This is a genomic window from Enterococcus sp. DIV1314a, assembly GCF_051713805.1.
Taxonomy (GTDB): domain Bacteria; phylum Bacillota; class Bacilli; order Lactobacillales; family Enterococcaceae; genus Enterococcus_I; species Enterococcus_I aquimarinus.
The window spans coordinates 85,661-105,328 of record NZ_JBIOQP010000001.1 but is presented as its reverse complement, the minus strand read 5'-3'; the positions used below and the strand labels follow the sequence as shown (position 1 = coordinate 105,328).

Below are 19,668 nucleotides of genomic sequence, written 5' to 3'. Positions count from 1 at the left end.
TGAAGTGAATGTCCATTAAAGCAGAAGAGATTAGTTCTTTAATTAAGGAACAAATTAAAAATTATAACATTAAATTATCAGTAGAAGAAATTGGAACTGTGACATATGTGGGTGACGGAATTGCGCGTGCACATGGCTTAGAAAATGCGATGAGTGGAGAATTGCTGGAATTTTCAAATGGTGCTTTTGGAATGGCTCAAAACTTAGAATCAAATGATGTTGGGATTATTGTTTTAGGTGATTTTGAAACCATTCGCGAAGGCGATCACGTGAAGAGAACGGGGAAAATCATGGATGTTCCCGTTGGTGAGGCCCTCATTGGACGTGTTGTCAATCCGCTAGGTCAACCAATTGATGGTTTAGGCCCGATTAAAACGGATAAATTTCGACCAGTAGAAGCAGCTGCTCCAGGTGTGATGCAACGACAATCGGTGACAGAACCAATGCAAACAGGCTCTAAAGCGATTGACGCATTAGTACCAATTGGACGTGGACAACGGGAATTGATTATCGGTGACCGTAAAACAGGGAAAACGTCTATCGCCATTGATACGATTATTAATCAAAAAGGTCAAGACATGATTTGTATTTATGTTGCTATCGGTCAAAAAGATTCGACTGTCCGTTCACAAGTAGAAACCTTACGTCAACACGGCGCGTTAGATTATACGATTGTGGTTGCTGCCGGTGCGTCACAACCCGCACCGTTGCTGTACATTGCGCCTTACGCGGGAACAGCTATGGGAGAAGAATTTATGTACAATGGGAAACATGTCCTGATTGTCTTTGATGATTTATCCAAACAAGCAGTTGCTTATCGTGAATTATCATTGTTACTACGTCGTCCGCCAGGTCGCGAAGCGTATCCTGGAGATGTCTTTTATTTACACTCTCGTTTATTAGAACGTGCTGCGAAGTTGAGTGATGCTTTAGGAGGCGGTTCAATGACGGCTTTACCATTCGTTGAAACACAAGCAGGAGATATCTCTGCATATATTCCAACAAACGTGATTTCGATTACGGATGGTCAAATTTTCTTAGAAAGTGATTTATTCTACTCAGGAGTTCGTCCAGCGGTTGCAGCAGGACTTTCAGTTTCACGGGTAGGTGGATCTGCACAAATTAAAGCGATGAAAAAAGTAGCTGGAACACTCCGTTTAGATTTAGCGAGTTATCGTGAATTAGAGGCCTTTACTCAATTTGGTTCAGACTTAGATACCGCGACTCAAGCGAAACTCAATCGTGGTCGTAGAACAGTAGAAATCTTAAAACAAAAATTACATGCACCATTGCCCGTTGAAAAACAAGTATTAATTTTATATGCACTAACACATGGATTTTTAGATACCATTCCTGTCAATCGTATTTTAGAATTTGAGACAAGTTTATTTGATTTTATTGAAAGCCAACATGCCGAGTTACTCACAACGATTCGGACAACAAAAGATTTACCGTCCTTAGAATTGTTAGATGAAGCGATTCAAACTTGTAGCAATCAATTTTTAGCAGCGAGTATTAATGCGGGTTCCACACAAGCAAAATTAGCTGCATTGGAAAATGTATAAAAGAGGTGAGTGTTAATGGGTGCATCCTTAAATGAAATTAAACAGCGAATTGTTTCAACGAAAAAAACAAGTCAAATTACCCGTGCGATGCAAATGGTATCGGCTTCTAAATTGACTCGATCAGAAGAACATTCCAATAATTTTCAAATTTACGCCTCAAAGGTGAGAGAACTCGTCACTCATATCACGGCAACACTTCCAGAAGAATTGATGTATCAAATGGGCGAATACAACGATACGGAAATCAATTATCAAAGTATGCTTGCTCATCGACCGGTAAAGCGGACAGCTTACATTGTGATCACTTCTGATGGAGGCTTAGTTGGTGGGTATAATAGTGCGATTTTAAAACAAATGATGACGATATTTGAAGAAGATCATTCCACGCCAGAAGAGTACGTTATTTTAGCAATTGGGGGTACTGGAGCGGACTTCTTTAAAGCAAGAGGAGTGAATGTTGCTTACGAATTAAGACATTTGTCGGATCAACCAAGTTTTGATGAAGTTCGTAAGATTGTCTCACTCACAACGACAATGTTTAAAAATGAAGTCTTTGATGAACTCTATGTTTGCTATAATCATCACGTTAACTCATTAACTAGTCAATTTCGGGTTGAAAAAATGTTACCGATTATTGATATTAATCATGATGAGGCCGTTTCATACGAGCAAGAATATATTTTTGAACCGTCCAGAGAAACAATTTTGAAGCAATTATTACCACAATATGCGGAAAGTTTAATCTATGGAGCGATTGTTGACGCAAAAACGGCGGAACATGCAGCCGGAATGGCAGCAATGAAGATGGCAACGGATAATGCAAAAACAATTATTGATGATTTAACGATCTCGTACAATCGTGCACGCCAAAGTGCGATTACCCAAGAGATTACAGAAATTGTTGGTGGCGCAGCTGCGCTCGAATAATTTCTTGAATGAATGGAGGAAAATGAATGAGTTCAGGCAAGATTGTCCAAGTGGTAGGTCCCGTTGTTGATGTGGGATTCTCCGTCGACCAAACTTTACCAGATATTAATAATGCGTTAATTGTCTATAAAAATAACGAAGAAAAAACAAAAGTAGTGCTTGAAGTCGCATTGGAACTAGGTGATGGTGTGATTCGGACGATTGCAATGGAATCCACCGATGGCTTACAGCGAGGAATGGAAGTGTTTGATACCGGTCAATCAATATCAGTCCCTGTGGGCAAAGAAACGCTTGGACGAGTATTTAATGTCTTAGGCGAAGTGATTGATCAAGGTACTCCCTTCCCAGAAACCGTTAAGCGTGAAGGAATCCATAAAAATGCACCGAAATTTGAAGATTTAAGTGCAAGTACAGAAATACTAGAAACAGGTATTAAAGTAATTGATCTTTTAGCACCCTATTTAAAAGGCGGAAAAGTGGGTCTTTTTGGTGGCGCTGGTGTCGGAAAAACTGTCTTAATCCAAGAATTGATTCATAATATCGCGCAAGAGCATGGTGGGATTTCCGTCTTCACTGGTGTTGGAGAACGCACGCGTGAAGGTAATGATTTATACTTTGAAATGAAAGAATCTGGTGTAATCGAAAAAACGGCAATGGTTTTTGGTCAAATGAATGAGCCACCGGGTGCTCGGATGCGTGTTGCTTTAACAGGCCTAACGATTGCGGAATATTTCCGGGACGTTGAAGGACAAGATGTCTTGCTATTTATTGATAATATTTTCCGCTTTACTCAAGCAGGTTCAGAAGTTTCGGCTCTTTTAGGACGGATGCCGTCTGCTGTTGGGTATCAGCCAACATTAGCCACAGAAATGGGGCAACTTCAAGAGCGTATTACCTCAACTAAAAAAGGCTCTATTACATCTATTCAAGCGATTTATGTACCGGCCGATGACTATACTGATCCGGCTCCAGCGACAGCGTTTGCCCATTTGGATGCGACGACGAACTTGGAACGGAAATTAACGGAACAAGGAATTTATCCAGCGGTGGATCCTCTAGCGTCGTCTTCGAGTGCTTTAGCTCCTGAAATTGTCGGAGAAGAGCATTATCAAGTTGCAATGGAAGTGCAACGAACACTCCAACGCTATCGCGAGTTACAAGATATTATTGCGATTTTGGGGATGGATGAATTATCCGATCAAGAAAAAATCCTAGTAGCGCGTGCTAGACGTATCCAATTTTTCTTATCGCAAAACTTTAACGTTGCAGAACAATTTACGGGACAACCAGGCTCTTACGTCCCAGTTGCTGAAACGATTAAGGGATTTAAAGAAATTTTAGAAGGTATTCACGATCATATTCCTGAAGATGCCTTCCGTAGTGTAGGAACAATTGAAGACGTCGTTGAAAAAGCGAAAAAAATAGGTTACTAGAAAGAGGTGCCTAATGACTCGACATTTAACAGTAAACATTGTCACTCCAAATGGCGTGGTTTATGAACATCACGCCCACATGGTTGTGGCGAAAACACTTGATGGCGATTTGGGGATTTTACCACGACACGCCCCGATTATTGCGCCATTAGCGATTGATGAAGTCCGGATCAAACGTATTGATTCTGATGATCATGTGGACTGGATTGCCATTAATGGTGGTGTCATTGAAGTGCGTGATGATATCGTCACTATTATTGCTGATAGTGCGGAACGCGAAAGAGACATCGATGTTTCACGAGCTGAACGTGCGAAAAATCGGGCAGAAGAATTAATTCGTGAAGCGAAGTCGCATGCCGATGTTGATGAATTACGTCGAGCAACGGTTGCCCTTCATCGAGCGATTAATCGTATTAATGTTTCGAAACATCAATAACGCAAAAAGCAAAAACAGTTCGAAAGAGCCGTTTTTGCTTTTTTTTTGAAAATGGTTTGCAAGAAAGAGCAAGAGAATTGTTGATACGATTTATTCAATTTCTACGCACGTTGACCTATGAGGTTTTTTTAGGTTGTATAACTTTTAGCGTTGATGACTGATATTTTTATAATCTTTCAACATTTTTCAAGATTTTTTCTAGGTATAATATTTATTAGTGTCGATGGCTACTTCCATGAATATGAGCGTATCGAGCGAGTGTGACCCTCGTCACCAGTAATCATGCAGAAAGTGAGACACATTGTTTATGTCAAGAGAAGAAATATCCAAACAGTTGTAAGTATGTTATGATAAATAGGTAATTTTTGATTGAGAGGTGTTAAAAATGGACGTTTATGGCATTGATACGATTATTCGAATCGTCACTCATTTTATTTTTATTTATCTTGCATTTTGGTCACTGGGTGCATTACGGCTAGATGCTTTTTTTAAAGCGGACCATATTCCCCAAGTCCGTATGCTACTGACGTTACTTTCCATTGGGATTGGCTATTTGGCAAGTTCGTTTGTCTTAGAGCTGATTGTTTTGTCTAAAAATCTTTTTGTGGTAGGATTCTAACAAGATTGTACTGTAAAAGATAATGATTTAAAGTGAACTCCTTCATTTCTGAATTATTAGTGAATGGTCCTTGCTCGTCAAAAGCTAGTAGTTAGTTGAATTGTGAAGGAATGCCCATTTTAAGGAATATTTAAACAATCTAGGAATGAACTGTGGTATAATTAAAAAGATTTTTAAAAAGCACGTAATGTTCTATTGGAGGGTATACTATAATGGAAGAAATTATCGTTCGAAGCGGTAATAAACTAGAAGGAAATGTTAAAATTGAAGGGGCAAAAAATGCAGTTTTACCGATTTTAGCAGCGAGTTTATTAGCCGAAGAAGGAACATCGATTTTAACAAATGTTCCTGTTTTATCGGATGTTTTAACAATGAATCAAGTCATTCATCATTTAAATGCAACAATTGATTTTAATGAACAAACAAATACAGTCACAATTGACGCACAACCTACACTAGCTATTGAAGCACCTTACGAATACGTGAGTGAAATGCGCGCTTCAATTGTTGTGATGGGCCCGCTGTTGGCACGCAATGGTCATGCAAAAGTTGCAATGCCAGGTGGTTGTGCTATCGGGAAGCGCCCGATTGACTTACATTTAAAAGGATTTCAAGCACTTGGTGCAACGATTATTCAAAATGAGGGATACATTGAAGCGATTGCTGATGAATTAATCGGAAGTAATATTTATTTGGATTTTCCAAGTGTGGGAGCAACTCAAAATATTATGATGGCGGCTGTTAAAGCAAAAGGCATCACAACCATTGATAACGTGGCAAGAGAACCTGAAATTGTTGATTTAGCTAATTTTTTAAATAAAATGGGCGCTAAAATTTACGGAGCAGGAACACAAACCATGCGTATTGAAGGGGTAGAAAAACTCGTTGGTGCACGACACAGCATTGTTCAAGACCGGATTGAAGCAGGAACCTTTATGGTTGCTGCTGCGATGACACAAGGGAATGTGTTGATTGAAGAAGCGATCTCTGAACATAATCGACCATTAATTTCTAAATTAGTTGAAATGGGTGTTTCGATTATTGAAGAAAATGGCGGTATTCGAGTGATTGGGCCTGATGAATTAAAACCGACAGACATTAAAACGTTACCTCATCCAGGTTTTCCTACTGATATGCAAGCGCAAATGACGGCGATCCAAGCGATTGCGAGCGGTTTAAATGTCGTGAACGAAACGGTCTTTGAAAATCGTTTCCAACATCTTGAAGAAATGCGTCGAATGAATGCAAAAGTGAAGATTGAAGGCAATATCGCGATGATTGAAGGTGGTACGGCTCTACAAGGGGCTGTCGTCTACGCAACAGACTTGAGAGCTGCTGCGGCACTCATTCTCCTTGGCCTACGAGCAGAAGGCATCACGCGAGTTCGTAACTTAAAATATCTTGATCGTGGCTACTACAAATTCCACGAAAAACTCGCAACACTAGGAGCAGATATCGAACGTGTTTCTGATCAAGAAGTGATGAATAAAGAACCACAACCTGTTGAAGCCTAAGAAAGGACTAGATGAAATGAAAACGAGTCGCTATATTCTTTATACTATTTTAAAAATCGCAGCCGTTTTTTTCATTGCGTTCCTATTATTTTTGGGTGGTTTAATGGTTGGTTACGGCGTGATTGGTGATGGATCACCCATGGCGGTTTTTGATGCAAACATTTGGGCAAACATCACGAGATTTTTGAAATAGAGCTAAAAAGGGATTTCTTTTCATGGAAAAGAGGTCTCTTTTTTTGTCGTAATTGTTATCTGTTTGTAAAATTACGTCTTTTTCTAGTAGAAATAAGCGTATATTGCGATTTATTTTCTAAATACTTCTCACTAAGCGATGAAAAAATTTAAAGCATAAAAAATATGAAAAAATGAAAAGGTTGTTATATCAGTCTTTGTTGCAGTAATTATTACTTTGAATTCGCTTAATGTTTCGATTGTAACAAATTGAGGTATAAAATCGTGCTATCTTTCTTTTCTTTAACGAACTCGTAACCTAAGGGTCATAGCGACATGATAAGATACGGTTTGTAAGAAATTAGGAGGAATATATTCATGAAGAGACATTTTCTACCTGTTGCGATGTTGGCAACAATGATGTTAGTCGGAGCGGTGCTGCCAGTTTATGCGGCAGAAAACCAAGAGAATGAAGAAACGATTACAAGAGTAGTAGTGAGCGAAAAAGAAGTACAAGATATTTCCAGTTCATTTTTAGCGTTAGCAACAGAAGGCGAAGCGGTTCAATCCGCTAAGACTAAAATTGCGGCAAAAGAAAAAGCTGAAAAAGAAGCGGCTGAAAAAGCAGCAGCCGAAAAAGCAGCAGCTGAAAAAGCGGCTAAAGAACAAGCCGCGCGCGAAGCCCAAGCAGCTGCTGAGAAAGAAGCCGCGGAACAGGCCGCAGCTGAAGCTGCAGCCCAAGCAGCGACGACCCAGCCCGTGGGACAAACGTTTATTATGGAGTCTACGGCTTATAGTTCAGATCCGGCAGATGCTTTAGGTGGAGGAACCGTAACGGCGACGGGACAAAATTTATTAACGAATCCAATGGCAGTCGCTGTCGATCCCAATGTCATTCCATTAGGAACACGTTTATATGTAGAAGGTTACGGAGAAGCAATCGCTAGTGATACTGGTGGAGCGATTAAAGGTAATATTGTAGACGTCCATTTCTCGACCTACGAACAATGTATTCAGTGGGGGAGACGACAAGTGAAAGTAACAATTTTAGAATAAGCAGTTTAAGCAAGAGACTGAATAAAAGCGTGCTTTTATTCAGTCTTTTTTACTTGTTATTTTTAAGGTTGAAAGGTATATTTACTATGTAAAGTGAGGAGTTCAGTATGCAAAATTTATTAATAAAAATCGTTAGAGGCTATCAACGTTTTATTTCGCCTCTATTCCCACCAAGTTGTCGCTATTACCCAACTTGCTCTACTTATGCAATCCATGCATTAAAAGTTCATGGTAGTATGAAGGGGAGTCTGATGGGGGTTGCTAGAATATTGCGATGTCATCCATTTGTTCGTGGAGGCATTGATTATGTACCAATCAAATTTAGTTTAAAGCGAAATCAGGTGGATCAAGAAGAGCCACGCTATACGTATCGAAAACATTCCCATCATTAAGAAGGCACGAGACAGACTACTGTTTCGTGTTTTTTTATGTGTTAGCAAAGGAAGAGTGATTCTTTTTGATTTTAAGCTGCCCAATTGTAATGATTATTCTTACAGACACAGCCTTTCAATGTAATCCCTATTGGACGCACAGTAATTTTTCAATTTGTAAGGAAGTCAGACGGACGATAATGACTCATTAGAAGAGGTTGTGGGAAAGTTCTTTTAGTCGGGGGTTCTTGGTTGGTAACGCTTCATTAAAGGGTTGTAAGACAAAAAGTGAAAAGAAATAGTCAAATAAGTGGGAATTGATGAAATATTCAGAAAATTCATTGACAAAGAGATAAAATTTAGGTATATTGAGAAACATATTCAACGAGTCATACAAATTGGGGGAAATAAAATGAGAAAAAAAATGGTGTTTTTATTTGCAAATTTGTTCCTTTTGGCAGCATGTAGTGCAGGACCAACGGGTGGCGGTAATGAAACAAGTGGTTCTGGTGCCGCAGGTGGAAATGAAGCGGGAGAAACGATTAAAATTGGTTTAAACTTAGAGTTATCAGGTCCCGTTGCCGGTTATGGTACACAAGAACAAGAAGGTGTGGAATTAGCGGTCGAAAAAATTAATGCCGAAGGTGGTATTTTAGGGAAACAAGTCGAGCTAATTACGAAAGATAATAAATCTGAAACAAGTGAAGCGGCGACTGCAGCTGCAAACTTAGCAACAAATGATCAAGTAGTAGCAATTATTGGTCCAGCAACTTCTGGAGCAACGAAAGCGACGATTCCTAATGTGACGAAAGCCCAAGTGCCAGTAATCTCTCCTTCAGCGACAGATGACAGTGTCACGATGAATGGCGATCAAGTCCAAGAATTTTTATTCCGTTCATGTTTCCAAGATAGTTTCCAAGGGGTTATTTTAGCGAAATACGCACAAGAACAATTAGGTGCCGAAAAAGCAATTATTCTAGCGGATAATTCAAGTGATTATGCCAAAGGATTAACGAAAGCTTTTAAAGAAGAATATCAAGGTGAGATTGTCTTAGAAGAAAACTTTACTAAAGGAGATAAAGATTTCCAAGCCATCTTAACAAAAGTAAAGAAAGCAGATTTTGATGTTCTCTACATTCCAGGGTATTACGAAGAAGCTGGTTTAATCATCAAACAAGCACGAGAGTTAGGCATTGAGCAACCAATTATCGGGGCAGATGGCTTTGGTGATGAGAAGATGGTTCAATTAGCCGGCGCAGAAAATGTTTCAAACGTCTTTTATACTGGACACTTTTCAACACTTGCACCGTCTAACGATACAGTTGAACCATTTATTGCAGCCTTTAAAGAAAAATATGGCAAAGAACCTTCGACATTTAATGCATTAGCGTACGATGCGATGTTCATGATCAAACAAGCGATTGAAAAAGAAAATACAGCAGATTCTGCTTCCATTACAAAAGGGTTAGCGACACTGAAAGATTTCGTTGGTGTGACGGGTAATATCACAATGGACGCACAACACAACCCTGAAAAATCATTAGTGGTAGTTGGTTTTACAGATGGGAAAGAAAGTTCTGCAGAAGTAATTAATCCTTAAAAATAAAGGAATGTGTGCTGTGGCAAAATCAACTTTAGGTTTTGTCACAGTTTTTTTTAGAAAATTAATGATTCGGAAGTGATACTAATGGAAATAATCATTCAACAGCTGATTAACGGCTTATTTCTAGGCAGCATTTATGCGTTAATGGCATTAGGATATACGATGGTTTATGGCATTATTAAATTAATCAACTTTGCCCATGGTGAAATTTACATGATTGGTAGTTTTATTGGCTACTTTTTAATTCATCAATTCAATGATTGGGGGATATTCCCAAATGGTTGGGGCTTTTTTGTAGCAATGATTGTCTCAATGATTGTCAGTGCGGCTTTAGGTGTAATTATTGAAATTCTGGCTTACCGACCTTTACGAGGCGCAACGCGAATTTCGGCTTTAATTACGGCCATTGGGGTTTCTTATTTACTACAAAACCTCATGATTTACTTTTTCTCTCCAGATACAAGACCTTTTCCGCAAGCAATTGAGCGGAAACTTTATACCTTTAGTGGAATAAGTGTCAGTAATATTCAATTGTTAATCTTATTTGTTTCCGTCTCTTTGATGTTATTATTACAAATTATTGTAAAAGGAACAAAGATGGGGAAAGCGATGCGGGCAGTCAGTGTCGATCCAGATGCTGCTCAACTGATGGGAATTAACGTTAACCGGACGATTTCTTTTACGTTTGCATTAGGTTCGGCGCTCGCAGCTGCAGGGGGTATGTTAATTGGTTTATATTATAATTCGATTGATCCAATGATGGGTGTCGCTCCCGGTCTTAAATCATTTGTCGCAGCGGTTTTAGGAGGAATTGGTATTATTCCAGGGGCTGCCTTAGGTGGATTTGTGATTGGTTTAATCGAGACGCTTTCCACAGCGGTTGGATTTTCGGATTACAAAGATGCGTTGGTATACGGCGTCTTAATTGTCATCTTAATTATTCGACCAGCCGGTATTTTAGGTAAAAATGTGAAAGAGAAAGTGTAGGTGGACACAAATGAAAAAAAATCTAAAATATAATATAACTTGGACAGCCATCGCAACCATTTTCTATTTTGTATTGTTTTTCTTATATAATTCGGGAAAAATAAATATTTTTACTGACGCCATTATTGCCAACATTGGTATCAACATTATTTTAGCTGTCAGTTTGAATTTAATTATTGGATTTGGTGGTCAATTTTCTCTCGGTCATGCGGGATTCATGGCAATAGGTGCCTATGCGACGGCGATTATTACCGCAAAAAGTCCTACTTTTTTAAGCTTCTTTCTAAGTATGTTAGTAGGAGTCATTATCTCCGGTGTCATTGCATTAGTCGTAGGGATTCCTACTTTACGTTTGAAAGGTGATTACCTCGCGATTGCCACACTAGGAGTCTCTGAAATTATTCGTATTCTAATTATTAATTTTAGTGGCTTAACAAATGGTCCGTCCGGAATTTTTGGACTTCCATTATTTAGTAACTGGCAAATTATCTTTATTGTGATGGTTTTAACGATTGTCTTTATTTCGAATTACATGAATAGTAGTTTTGGGCGACGGACGTTATCGGTTCGAGAAGATGAAATCGCGGCAGAAGCGATGGGGGTCAATACAACGAAATATAAAGTTCTCGCTTTTGTGATTGGCGGTATTTTTGCTAGTATTGGTGGAAGTCTCTATGCAAGTTATCAACAGTCCGTTTTCCCAAGTGACTTTACGTTTATGAAGTCGATTGATATTTTAATCATTGTGGTTTTTGGTGGCATTGGTAGTACAACTGGAGCAATTGTATCTGCAGTTGTTTTAGGATTCCTCAATATGTATTTGCAAGATTTAGGTAACTTACGGATGATTTTCTATGCGCTCGCGATTATCCTTATTATGATTTTTAAACCAGGTGGCTTACTGGGTAGTAAAGAATTTTCAGTCAAAAAAATCTTCCAACGATTTGGAAAAAAAGGGGGAGAATCGAATGCCTCTACTAACCGTTGAGAAATTAACGAAAAACTTCGGTGGCTTAACTGCGGTTTCTCATGTCAATTTAACGTTAAATGAAAATGAACTTGTCGGTTTAATTGGCCCCAATGGCGCTGGAAAAACGACCCTATTTAACTTATTAACGGGTGTTTATGAACCAACGTCAGGTGATGTCTTATTTAATGATGGCAGCAAAACAACGCGCTTAAATGGAATGAAACCTTATAAAATTGCCGAAATTGGACTCGGTCGAACGTTTCAAAATATTCGCTTATTTAAAGATTTGACTGTTTTAGACAATGTCTTAATTGCGATGCGCGAGGTTGAAAAGGCATCATTTTTAGCGAATATCTTGCGTTTGCCAAAATTTTATCAAACAGAACAAAATTTAAAAGAAAAGGCGGCTGAACTCTTAGCTATTTTTCAATTAGAAGATAAAATGGAGACATTAGCACGCAATTTACCTTATGGGGAGCAACGTCGGCTTGAAATTGTGCGTGCACTAGCGACGCAACCAAAAATTCTCTTTTTGGATGAACCAGCTGCTGGAATGAATCCACAAGAAACAGCCGAGTTAACTGATTTAATTTACCGAATTCAAAAGGAATTTAGAATTACGATTATTTTGATCGAACATGATATGAATCTAGTCATGGATGTCTGCGAACGAATTTATGTGTTAGAATACGGTCAAGTCATTGCTGAAGGTACCCCGGATGAAATTAAGGGGAATGCACGAGTGATTGAAGCTTATTTAGGAGGGGAAATCTAATGTTAAAAGTGGAAAATTTATTCGTTAAATACGGACTAATTGAAGCCATTCACGATGTTTCCTTTCATGTTGAACAAGGAGAAATCGTCTCACTCATTGGAGCCAATGGTGCGGGGAAAACGTCTATTTTACGAACGATTTCTGGCTTAGTTCGACCTTCAGGCGGTTCAATCACCTTTGAAGGAAAAGCGATTGAAAAAGAAGCACCGCAAAAAATCGTGATGCAAGGATTGTCACAAGTACCAGAAGGACGCCATGTATTTGCAGGACTCACCGTTCAAGAAAATTTAGAAATGGGCGCTTTTCTTCGAAATGATAGCGAGTTAAAACAAGACTATGAGGCGGTTTATCGCCGTTTTCCGGTGTTAAAAGAACGCAAAAAACAAGATTCTGCCACTCTTTCTGGCGGCGAACAACAAATGCTGGCAATGGGTCGAGCATTAATGTCACGTCCTAAACTTCTTTTATTAGATGAACCGTCCATGGGACTTGCACCGATTTTTATTCGTGAAATTTTTTCGATTATTGAAGAAATCAAGGCGCAAGGTACGACCGTGTTATTGATTGAACAAAATGCGAATATGGCACTCTCTATCGCAGATCGAGGGTATGTCTTAGAAACTGGGAAAATTGTGTTAGAAGGAACCGGTCAAGAATTATTAACGAGTGAATCTGTGAAAAAAGCATACTTAGGAGGATAAATCATGAGTGTAAAAGATTTTATGTCGACCAATTTAATTACGGTTAGCCCGACAACGCCGATTTTCGATGCGGTTGATTTGATGAAGCAACATAAAATTCATCGTTTGCCGGTAGTGGAAGGGACGACGTTGATTGGATTAATTACAGAAGGTGTGATTCAAGAAGCATTGCCTTCAAAAGCAACAAGTCTAAGTGTGTACGAAGTCAATTATCTGTTAAACAAAACATCTGTAAAAGAGATCATGATTAAAAAAGTCGAAACCATTGGACCAGACGCTCTGTTAGAAGATGGAATTGCGCAAATGCGTCAAAACAACGTTGGGGTTTTACCAGTCATTGAAGAAGGAAAGTTAGTCGGAATCATTACTAATAATGATATTTTCGATGCTTTCTTAAAAATTACGGGTTATTATGCGGGTGGAACGCGTGTTTCCTTAGCAGTGGCTAACGATCATCCTGGAGTATTAGCCGATATTACGCGCGTTTTAGCGCAAAAACAATTGAGTATTTTAACGGTTGTTGTGGATCGTCAAAATGCTCAAACAGTTGTGGAACTTCAAATTGAAACAAAAGAGGCACAACTGGTCAAAGATATTCTAAGCGATGCGGGCTTTACCGTCATCAGTGCTGTTGTGACGAATCCTTAACGTTGTTAGCTAGAAACCGAGTAATCGGTTTCTAGTTTTTTAAGTTAAAAGATTCAAATGAGATCCTATTTTATCTGAAATAGTACTCGTAAAATATCAAAAATATGCTAAGATAGAGAACGAGGTGAAAAATATGAAAAAAAATAAAGAGATACAAATCCATATGGAAGAGAAAAAAAGAATTCTTCAAGGACAAGAATATGAAGTGACAGAACTTTATATTGGGAAAAAGAAAATTGGTGAGATTTTAGCTTATGCTGTGAAGGATTTTCAAGCATTCATGGATGACGAAGCAATCGGCTCAAATAAGACATTTGAACTTGCGGTAGAGGCAATTATTCGTCAATGGAATTTACATGAATAATTTTTGAAAAAAGACTTGCATTACTCTGAAAAATTTTGTATTATAAGTGAGTCAGGTTTTTCAGTAAACCTTTTGGAGGAGTAGCGAAGTGGCTAAACGCGACGGACTGTAAATCCGTTCCTTCGGGTTCAGTGGTTCGAATCCACTCTCCTCCACCATTGGGGTATAGCCAAGCGGTAAGGCAAGGGACTTTGACTCCCTCACGCGTTGGTTCGAATCCAGCTACCCCAGTTATTTTAACGAAAGAGTAACGTTTATCGTTTACTCTTTTTTTATTTGAAAAATTCGGTCTTTTAGGCTACTCTTAAATAAACGTAAAATAAAAGATAGTAGGAGTGATTAAAAATGAAATTTGATTTTCATTTGAAAGAACAAATCGTAGACGCGGTTGAGCATCTTTATGATTTGTCGAAAAAAAATGTAATTGTTAACATCACACAAAAAGGAATTCGAGTGTCAGAAAAACGACCAACGAAACAAACGATTAAATGGCGTGCGAAAAATCACTAAAAAAGAGATGAGTTTAGCCTCATCTCTTTTTGTTATGTTATCGGAATTTCAGTTGGAATAAATTTTCCTATTTCAAAAGTGACTTGGTTATTTAATAATTCGACAATTTCGGCTTGTGTGCGTTCTATTTCATCGACGGTGAGGCAAACGGTCACTTCGTTAGTAAATTGCGTGTCTTTAATCGGATAGTCGTTCAATTCTAAAAAATGTTGTAATTTTCCTAGTAAAGAATACTCAATCGTAACGAACAGTTCTTGTTGTGTTTTGATTTCGACGATTCCCACTTGTTTTAACGCCTCAGAGACCGCGGTGGAATAGGCTCTGATTAAACCACCTGCACCCAATTTTGTGCCACCGAAATATCGAGTCACGACCGCCACAACGTTAATGATCTCATTTTGTTTTAACACTTCAAGCATCGGTGTCCCGGCTGTTCCATTAGGTTCGCCATCATCGCTTGAACGGATTAGATGGCCGTCACTTCCAATAATAAAAGCACTACAGTTATGATTCGCTTTCCAATGTTCTTTTTTTATCTGTTGAATCATCGTACGCGCTTCTTCTTCTGTTGTGACACGTTGAAGAAAACAGATGAAACGTGATTTTTTGATGTCAATTTCCCATTGGCCATTTTCTTTAATCGTTCGATAACTTTCTAGCAAACGTCATCCCTCGCTTTCGTTTATTCTAGTATAAGGAAAAAAGCACGAGATATCAATTTTCTTAAGGTTGCATTTTTGACAAAGAAGCTAGATAATAGAAAGAAAAGGGTGAGAAGTTTGGTTGAACGCAAAAAAAAATACGATGTTATCACAAACTATCTTCGAAATAATGGGGGCACCCAGGTGACGTTAACGTTTACCCAAATCAATGAACTTCTTTTTCCAGCAAGTGGCTTGCCACGGACCGCGCGGACAAGTACAGACTGGTGGGCAAATGATTATTTATATCCTGAAAAAGGTGCGTATGCCTGGCTGAATGCGAACTACGAAGTGATTCATGTCGATTTACAAAAAGAATATGTGGTTTTTAGACCATTATTAAAAGCAACATGGTTAGAAAAATAACAACAATCTTCATTGACAAAGTAGTAGATTGTTTTATAATTTAACAGGATAGGATTCGTTTGATTTTAATAACAATAAAGTGGGGGAAATAAGATGGCGAAAAAAACAATTATGTTAGTTTGTTCAGCAGGAATGAGTACCAGTTTGTTAGTCACTAAAATGCAAAAGGCTTCAGAAGTTCAGGGGTTTGATACCGATATTTTTGCCGTATCAGCTTCAGAAGCAGATCATCATTTAGAAAATAAAGAAGTGGATGTCTTGTTATTGGGTCCACAAGTTCGTTTTATGAAAGCGGATTTCGAGAAACGACTTGCACCAAAAGGAATTCCACTAGAAATCATTAATATGGCAGATTATGGCATGATGAACGGCGAAAAAGTTTTACAACAAGCCTTTGATTTGATTGAAAAAAATAAAAATAGTTAATTAAGATAAAATAAGCACGAAGGAAAAAAATCCTTCGTGTTTTTTCGTATTCTCTATTATAGAGGTGAGGCCTAAATGGAAGAGTTCATCGGTAGACAAGTGGTCCTGAGTCAAGCGCGTGTTCAAGAATTGAATGACCCGCATTTTTATATACGTCCAGCGATGTCGATTGAAAAACATGTTACTTGTCAGCGATGTGGAAGTCAGTTAGCCAAAGCAGAACATCGCTTGCCTAGCGGGAAATATTTTTGTTCCGTTTGTTTAAAGTTCGGGAAGTTGACGAGTGATGATCGGTTAGTGTCCATCATCGAATCACCGGACTCACAGCTTCCTAGAGAGGTTCTATTAACGTGGCAAGGTTCTTTAACAACGCTCCAACAAACCATTACTGATCGCTTGTTACAGTCGCTTCAAGCAGGGCGTGATAGCTTGTTGTGGGCAGTCACAGGTTCAGGTAAGACCGAAATGATTTTCCCGCTGATACACTCAGTTCTAGCAAAGGGCGGGCGTGTTTGTGTCACGTCGCCACGAATAGATGTTTGCCGCGAATTATATCCTAGATTAAAAAGTGCGTTTGTGTTAGAGACTGTATTATTACTCCATGGAAATTCTGAAGAAAGTTATTGCTATCGAAAATTAACGATTTGCACGACCCACCAATTACTGCATTTTTATCAGGCTTTTGATTTAATTATTGTGGATGAAATTGATGCCTTTCCTTATGAGGGGGATCCAATGTTACGCTATGGTCTAAAACAAGCATTACATCTCAATGGGCGTTTAATCTATTTAACCGCCACCCCTCCGCTACATCTAATAAGAGAAGTCGAAGCGACGTTTGCCATTGAAAAATTACCCGTTCGGTTTCATAAAAGACCCTTGATTGTTCCTGAATGTCACTGGTACCTTCGGTGGGAATCTTGTTACAAAAAGCCATCGCGCATGAAGAAATTCTTAAAGCTGTTACGTGAATTATTACAAGACAATGACGTGTTAGTTTTTTGTCCAAGTCTTTCTTATATGGATGCCTTATGTCGGGCAACTTCCCGTTTTTTTGCGGCGGATATCATTACCAGTGTGCACGCAGAAGACGAAAATAGAAAAAAAAAAGTTGAGAATATGCGCCAAAAGAAATATCGAATCTTATTTACCAGTACGATTTTAGAGCGAGGAGTGACCTTTGAACGGGTTTCAGTGATTGTGATGGGCGCTAACCACGCAGTATTTAGCAAATCTGCTTTGGTGCAAATTGCCGGACGTGTTGATCGTAAAGGTGCCTATCATCATGGGCGAGTCCTCTTTTTTTATAATCAAAATACGCAAGCGATGCGACAAGCGAAAAAAGAAATTAAGGAGATGAATGCTTTGGCGAAGAAAGTTGGTGACACATGAGATGTAGTTGGTGTCAAATACTAATGAATCGCAATTTGACTATCAAAGAAATGCTGTGGCCGACGACGATTATGAATCAATGTTGTCAAAGATGCCATAGCCGTTTAACTCCAACCCCAAAACAGTCTTGCCCCACTTGTCGAAAAAGTGGGGTGATGGAAAAGTGTGAGGATTGTATTTTGTGGCAACGACACTTCCCAACCTATGATTTTATGCATCATGCTTTTTTTGTATATGATTCGGCTTTTCAAGAGTGGTTATTTCAGTATAAGTTTTTAGGGGATTATCGCTTACGAACCACGTTTACAACTGAACTAAAATCCTATTTTAAACAAGAGCGCCATAGTCTGATTTGTCCAATTCCTCTCTCGCAAGATCGGTTTTTAGAGCGCGGATTCAATCAGACCCAAGCGTTGTTAGATGCTGCTTGCATTCCAACTGTTCAATTATTAGAAAAAGCGATCCATACTGCACCACAAGCGCAAAAAAATCGTATTGAACGCTTAGCGGTACCGCAACCTTTTGTGCCGACTAACAGGGTCCATTTAATTAAAGGGAAGAAGATCATTTTGTTTGATGATGTCTATACCACAGGGCGTACGCTCTTTCATGCAGCAGATGTTTTAAGGCAATATCAACCAGCGATGATTCGGACAATCTCCTTGGCTCGCTAAGACTGTTAAAAAGAAATGGATTTTGGTAACGATTTCTTTTGCATTTCTCATAAAGTTCGATATAATAGAAGTAAGAAGAGGGAAAGAGTGGTCCTTCTCTCTCTTTAATTGGTAGACGAAAGGGGCAATTGTTATGTTTAGATATAATGTACGTGGAGAAAATATCGAAGTCACAGAAGCGATTCGTAGCTATGTAGAAAAGAAAGTTGGTAAATTAGAACGTTACTTTAATGATGTTCCTGATGCAACAGCACACATCAACTTGAAAGTGTACACAGAAAAAACTGCGAAAGTCGAAGTGACGATCCCGCTACCTTATCTTGTATTGCGAGCTGAAGAAACTTCACCAGATCTCTATGCAAGCGTAGATTTGGTTGTCGATAAATTAGAACGTCAAATTCGCAAATTTAAAACAAAAATTAACCGGAAATCTCGTGAAACAGCAATTCCAAATATGAAGACAAGTTCAATCTTTGTGGATGAAGCCGAAGAAGAAAATAATTCAGAATTAGAAATTGTTCGTACGAAGCGTTTATCATTAAAACCAATGGATAGTGAAGAAGCCGTATTACAAATGAACATGCTAGGTCATAACTTCTTTATTTTTGAAGATGCAGAAACAAATGGCACAAGCATTGTTTACCGTCGTAAAGATGGAAAATACGGGTTAATCGAAACAGACTAACTTTTAATAAATTTTAGAATAAAAAGCAAAAGTCCTATGTGACTTTTGCTTTTTTGTATTTTTATAACGATATTGTGGCTCTTCACCAAATGGTGTTGATGGAATTTCGCGCTTCCCTACGAAAAACCGCCTTGTGTGAGGGGGCTGCGAGACCGCTTCGAGCCTAGGTCGCTCAGCTCAAAAGCTTCAAATTCTAGGTAAGTGCTAAAGCACAAACCTAGAGTCATTCACATTTCGTCTTTTGACGCAGCCAACACAAGGCGTTTTTCTCCGGTCCGCTAGTTTCTAATCTCTTTTTGGTGCATATTTTGTCAAAAATTGAAAGAAATGATAAAAGAAAATAGTTTAGTAATGAGCCCATCATCTCTAAAAATAAACTATCCTAAGTAAAGTGTTGAAGAAAGATACGGATATCAGTCATCAACACTAAACGTTATACAACCGCGATTGCAGTGTTTGAGCGATTCATAGAAAAAATGATAGGGCACCTAAGAATCGTATCATAAAAAGAAAATTATGAACGATTTTTTTACAAGTAGACTGAGTATATTGCAAACTCCTCGAACGCAAGATTTCTCATTTACTTTCTTTTATCGTGAAATTATCTTTTTTCAAAGATAATCTATCAGATTAACCCTTGATGCCAAAAGAAGCATGGCTATTTGATTTTAGCGAGAGATTAGTAGAAAATGTAGCATTCCCGAGGAACAAATGATAAAATGGATTGGAGACTTTTTGATTACTAAAACGTAAGAAGAATTGAATTAGAAGGAG

General features: G+C 38.6%; 23 protein-coding genes and 2 tRNA genes. 24 read left to right on the top strand and 1 reads right to left on the bottom strand.

What is annotated here, in order from left to right; all coding sequences use genetic code 11:
* Nucleotides 1-8 precede the first annotated feature (8 nt).
* The 19 genes from atpA to IGI68_RS00435 all read left to right on the top strand — a co-directional run bounded on the left by atpA (nt 9) and on the right by IGI68_RS00435 (nt 14,650).
* Nucleotides 9-1,565 (top strand): F0F1 ATP synthase subunit alpha, encoded by a 1,557-nt coding sequence (gene atpA, locus IGI68_RS00525; protein ID WP_071874235.1) that lies wholly within the window; start codon nt 9-11, stop codon nt 1,563-1,565.
* Nucleotides 1,566-1,580: 15 nt separating this feature from the next.
* Nucleotides 1,581-2,492, top strand: coding sequence for a F0F1 ATP synthase subunit gamma (locus IGI68_RS00520; RefSeq protein WP_071874234.1), 912 nt, complete (start codon nt 1,581-1,583; stop codon nt 2,490-2,492).
* A gap of 26 nt (nt 2,493-2,518) precedes the next feature.
* Nucleotides 2,519-3,925: a F0F1 ATP synthase subunit beta gene (gene atpD / locus IGI68_RS00515; protein WP_071874233.1), complete on the top strand. Its 1,407-nt coding sequence runs from the start codon at nt 2,519-2,521 to the stop codon at nt 3,923-3,925.
* A 13-nt stretch (nt 3,926-3,938) separates the two neighbouring features.
* A complete protein-coding gene (locus IGI68_RS00510) occupies nt 3,939-4,361 on the top strand; it encodes a F0F1 ATP synthase subunit epsilon (protein ID WP_071874232.1) in 423 nt (140 codons plus the stop codon).
* A 385-nt stretch (nt 4,362-4,746) separates the two neighbouring features.
* A complete protein-coding gene (locus tag IGI68_RS00505; protein WP_071874231.1) occupies nt 4,747-4,980 on the top strand; it encodes a DUF1146 family protein in 234 nt (77 codons plus the stop codon).
* Nucleotides 4,981-5,192: 212 nt separating this feature from the next.
* The gene (murA, locus tag IGI68_RS00500; RefSeq protein ID WP_071874230.1) at nt 5,193-6,494 is read left to right on the top strand and encodes a UDP-N-acetylglucosamine 1-carboxyvinyltransferase; all 1,302 of its coding nucleotides are present in this window, start codon (nt 5,193-5,195) and stop codon (nt 6,492-6,494) included.
* A gap of 16 nt (nt 6,495-6,510) precedes the next feature.
* Nucleotides 6,511-6,687, top strand: coding sequence for a DNA-directed RNA polymerase subunit beta (locus IGI68_RS00495; RefSeq protein WP_273233355.1), 177 nt, complete (start codon nt 6,511-6,513; stop codon nt 6,685-6,687).
* Between the two features lie 356 nt (nt 6,688-7,043).
* Nucleotides 7,044-7,721, top strand: coding sequence for a 3D domain-containing protein (locus tag IGI68_RS00490; protein ID WP_273233353.1), 678 nt, complete (start codon nt 7,044-7,046; stop codon nt 7,719-7,721).
* Between the two features lie 107 nt (nt 7,722-7,828).
* The gene (yidD, locus tag IGI68_RS00485) at nt 7,829-8,113 is read left to right on the top strand and encodes a membrane protein insertion efficiency factor YidD (protein ID WP_438729457.1); all 285 of its coding nucleotides are present in this window, start codon (nt 7,829-7,831) and stop codon (nt 8,111-8,113) included.
* A gap of 391 nt (nt 8,114-8,504) precedes the next feature.
* Entirely contained in the window at nt 8,505-9,692 is a 1,188-nt protein-coding gene (locus IGI68_RS00480; RefSeq protein WP_273233349.1) for an ABC transporter substrate-binding protein, read from the top strand.
* A gap of 87 nt (nt 9,693-9,779) precedes the next feature.
* Nucleotides 9,780-10,682 (top strand): branched-chain amino acid ABC transporter permease, encoded by a 903-nt coding sequence (locus IGI68_RS00475; RefSeq protein WP_071874225.1) that lies wholly within the window; start codon nt 9,780-9,782, stop codon nt 10,680-10,682.
* A 10-nt stretch (nt 10,683-10,692) separates the two neighbouring features.
* The gene (locus IGI68_RS00470; RefSeq protein WP_438729452.1) at nt 10,693-11,670 is read left to right on the top strand and encodes a branched-chain amino acid ABC transporter permease; all 978 of its coding nucleotides are present in this window, start codon (nt 10,693-10,695) and stop codon (nt 11,668-11,670) included.
* Complete coding sequence (locus IGI68_RS00465; RefSeq protein ID WP_071874223.1) at nt 11,651-12,427, top strand: ABC transporter ATP-binding protein; 777 nt, start codon at nt 11,651-11,653, stop codon at nt 12,425-12,427. Before IGI68_RS00470 ends, IGI68_RS00465 begins: the two co-directional genes overlap by 20 nt.
* A complete protein-coding gene (locus IGI68_RS00460) occupies nt 12,427-13,128 on the top strand; it encodes an ABC transporter ATP-binding protein (protein WP_071874222.1) in 702 nt (233 codons plus the stop codon). The genes IGI68_RS00465 and IGI68_RS00460 overlap by 1 nt, the downstream gene beginning before the upstream one ends.
* 3 nt (nt 13,129-13,131) lie before the next feature.
* Complete coding sequence (locus IGI68_RS00455; RefSeq protein ID WP_071874221.1) at nt 13,132-13,776, top strand: CBS and ACT domain-containing protein; 645 nt, start codon at nt 13,132-13,134, stop codon at nt 13,774-13,776.
* A gap of 133 nt (nt 13,777-13,909) precedes the next feature.
* Complete coding sequence (locus tag IGI68_RS00450; protein WP_273233341.1) at nt 13,910-14,140, top strand: DUF2969 domain-containing protein; 231 nt, start codon at nt 13,910-13,912, stop codon at nt 14,138-14,140.
* Nucleotides 14,141-14,214: 74 nt separating this feature from the next.
* A tRNA-Tyr gene (locus tag IGI68_RS00445) sits at nt 14,215-14,298 on the top strand.
* A gap of 1 nt (nt 14,299) precedes the next feature.
* Nucleotides 14,300-14,371, top strand: a tRNA-Gln gene (locus IGI68_RS00440).
* Between the two features lie 114 nt (nt 14,372-14,485).
* The gene (locus IGI68_RS00435; RefSeq protein WP_169818083.1) at nt 14,486-14,650 is read left to right on the top strand and encodes a hypothetical protein; all 165 of its coding nucleotides are present in this window, start codon (nt 14,486-14,488) and stop codon (nt 14,648-14,650) included.
* 32 nt (nt 14,651-14,682) lie between these two features.
* Here the strand turns inward: IGI68_RS00435 and IGI68_RS00430 are convergent, their stop codons facing one another.
* The gene (locus tag IGI68_RS00430) at nt 14,683-15,312 is read right to left on the bottom strand and encodes a YigZ family protein (RefSeq protein ID WP_438729445.1); all 630 of its coding nucleotides are present in this window, start codon (nt 15,310-15,312) and stop codon (nt 14,683-14,685) included.
* A gap of 117 nt (nt 15,313-15,429) precedes the next feature.
* Here IGI68_RS00430 and IGI68_RS00425 point away from each other — a divergent pair, with 117 nt between their 5' ends.
* From IGI68_RS00425 to hpf, 5 genes are all read left to right on the top strand, one after another.
* Nucleotides 15,430-15,717 (top strand): DUF7662 domain-containing protein, encoded by a 288-nt coding sequence (locus tag IGI68_RS00425; protein ID WP_071874218.1) that lies wholly within the window; start codon nt 15,430-15,432, stop codon nt 15,715-15,717.
* A 93-nt stretch (nt 15,718-15,810) separates the two neighbouring features.
* A complete protein-coding gene (locus tag IGI68_RS00420) occupies nt 15,811-16,143 on the top strand; it encodes a PTS sugar transporter subunit IIB (protein ID WP_071874217.1) in 333 nt (110 codons plus the stop codon).
* Between the two features lie 75 nt (nt 16,144-16,218).
* Nucleotides 16,219-17,535: a DEAD/DEAH box helicase gene (locus tag IGI68_RS00415; protein WP_438729441.1), complete on the top strand. Its 1,317-nt coding sequence runs from the start codon at nt 16,219-16,221 to the stop codon at nt 17,533-17,535.
* 179 nt (nt 17,536-17,714) lie between these two features.
* Nucleotides 17,715-18,209 carry a phosphoribosyltransferase family protein gene (locus IGI68_RS00410; RefSeq protein WP_273233331.1) on the top strand — a complete coding sequence of 165 codons (495 nt, stop codon included), beginning with the start codon at nt 17,715-17,717 and terminating at the stop codon, nt 18,207-18,209.
* Between the two features lie 133 nt (nt 18,210-18,342).
* Nucleotides 18,343-18,894, top strand: a complete 552-nt coding sequence (hpf, locus tag IGI68_RS00405; protein ID WP_071874214.1) for a ribosome hibernation-promoting factor, HPF/YfiA family — start codon at nt 18,343-18,345, stop codon at nt 18,892-18,894.
* The last annotated feature ends 774 nt before the right edge of the window (nt 18,895-19,668 follow it).

What these genes read in the sequence shown, in the direction of transcription:
- IGI68_RS00465 (WP_071874223.1), top strand. Translation starts at nt 11,651, where the DNA reads ATGCCTCTACTAACCGTTGAGAAATTAACGAAAAACTTCGGTGGCTTA.
- hpf (WP_071874214.1), top strand. Translation starts at nt 18,343, where the DNA reads ATGTTTAGATATAATGTACGTGGAGAAAATATCGAAGTCACAGAAGCG.
- IGI68_RS00480 (WP_273233349.1), top strand. Translation starts at nt 8,505, where the DNA reads ATGAGAAAAAAAATGGTGTTTTTATTTGCAAATTTGTTCCTTTTGGCA.
- IGI68_RS00435 (WP_169818083.1), top strand. Translation starts at nt 14,486, where the DNA reads ATGAAATTTGATTTTCATTTGAAAGAACAAATCGTAGACGCGGTTGAG.
- IGI68_RS00505 (WP_071874231.1), top strand. Translation starts at nt 4,747, where the DNA reads ATGGACGTTTATGGCATTGATACGATTATTCGAATCGTCACTCATTTT.
- IGI68_RS00470 (WP_438729452.1), top strand. Translation starts at nt 10,693, where the DNA reads ATGAAAAAAAATCTAAAATATAATATAACTTGGACAGCCATCGCAACC.
- atpD (WP_071874233.1), top strand. Translation starts at nt 2,519, where the DNA reads ATGAGTTCAGGCAAGATTGTCCAAGTGGTAGGTCCCGTTGTTGATGTG.
- IGI68_RS00495 (WP_273233355.1), top strand. Translation starts at nt 6,511, where the DNA reads ATGAAAACGAGTCGCTATATTCTTTATACTATTTTAAAAATCGCAGCC.
- IGI68_RS00460 (WP_071874222.1), top strand. Translation starts at nt 12,427, where the DNA reads ATGTTAAAAGTGGAAAATTTATTCGTTAAATACGGACTAATTGAAGCC.
- IGI68_RS00420 (WP_071874217.1), top strand. Translation starts at nt 15,811, where the DNA reads ATGGCGAAAAAAACAATTATGTTAGTTTGTTCAGCAGGAATGAGTACC.
- murA (WP_071874230.1), top strand. Translation starts at nt 5,193, where the DNA reads ATGGAAGAAATTATCGTTCGAAGCGGTAATAAACTAGAAGGAAATGTT.
- IGI68_RS00415 (WP_438729441.1), top strand. Translation starts at nt 16,219, where the DNA reads ATGGAAGAGTTCATCGGTAGACAAGTGGTCCTGAGTCAAGCGCGTGTT.
- IGI68_RS00450 (WP_273233341.1), top strand. Translation starts at nt 13,910, where the DNA reads ATGAAAAAAAATAAAGAGATACAAATCCATATGGAAGAGAAAAAAAGA.
- atpA (WP_071874235.1), top strand. Translation starts at nt 9, where the DNA reads ATGTCCATTAAAGCAGAAGAGATTAGTTCTTTAATTAAGGAACAAATT.
- IGI68_RS00510 (WP_071874232.1), top strand. Translation starts at nt 3,939, where the DNA reads ATGACTCGACATTTAACAGTAAACATTGTCACTCCAAATGGCGTGGTT.
- IGI68_RS00455 (WP_071874221.1), top strand. Translation starts at nt 13,132, where the DNA reads ATGAGTGTAAAAGATTTTATGTCGACCAATTTAATTACGGTTAGCCCG.
- IGI68_RS00520 (WP_071874234.1), top strand. Translation starts at nt 1,581, where the DNA reads ATGGGTGCATCCTTAAATGAAATTAAACAGCGAATTGTTTCAACGAAA.
- IGI68_RS00475 (WP_071874225.1), top strand. Translation starts at nt 9,780, where the DNA reads ATGGAAATAATCATTCAACAGCTGATTAACGGCTTATTTCTAGGCAGC.
- yidD (WP_438729457.1), top strand. Translation starts at nt 7,829, where the DNA reads ATGCAAAATTTATTAATAAAAATCGTTAGAGGCTATCAACGTTTTATT.
- IGI68_RS00490 (WP_273233353.1), top strand. Translation starts at nt 7,044, where the DNA reads ATGAAGAGACATTTTCTACCTGTTGCGATGTTGGCAACAATGATGTTA.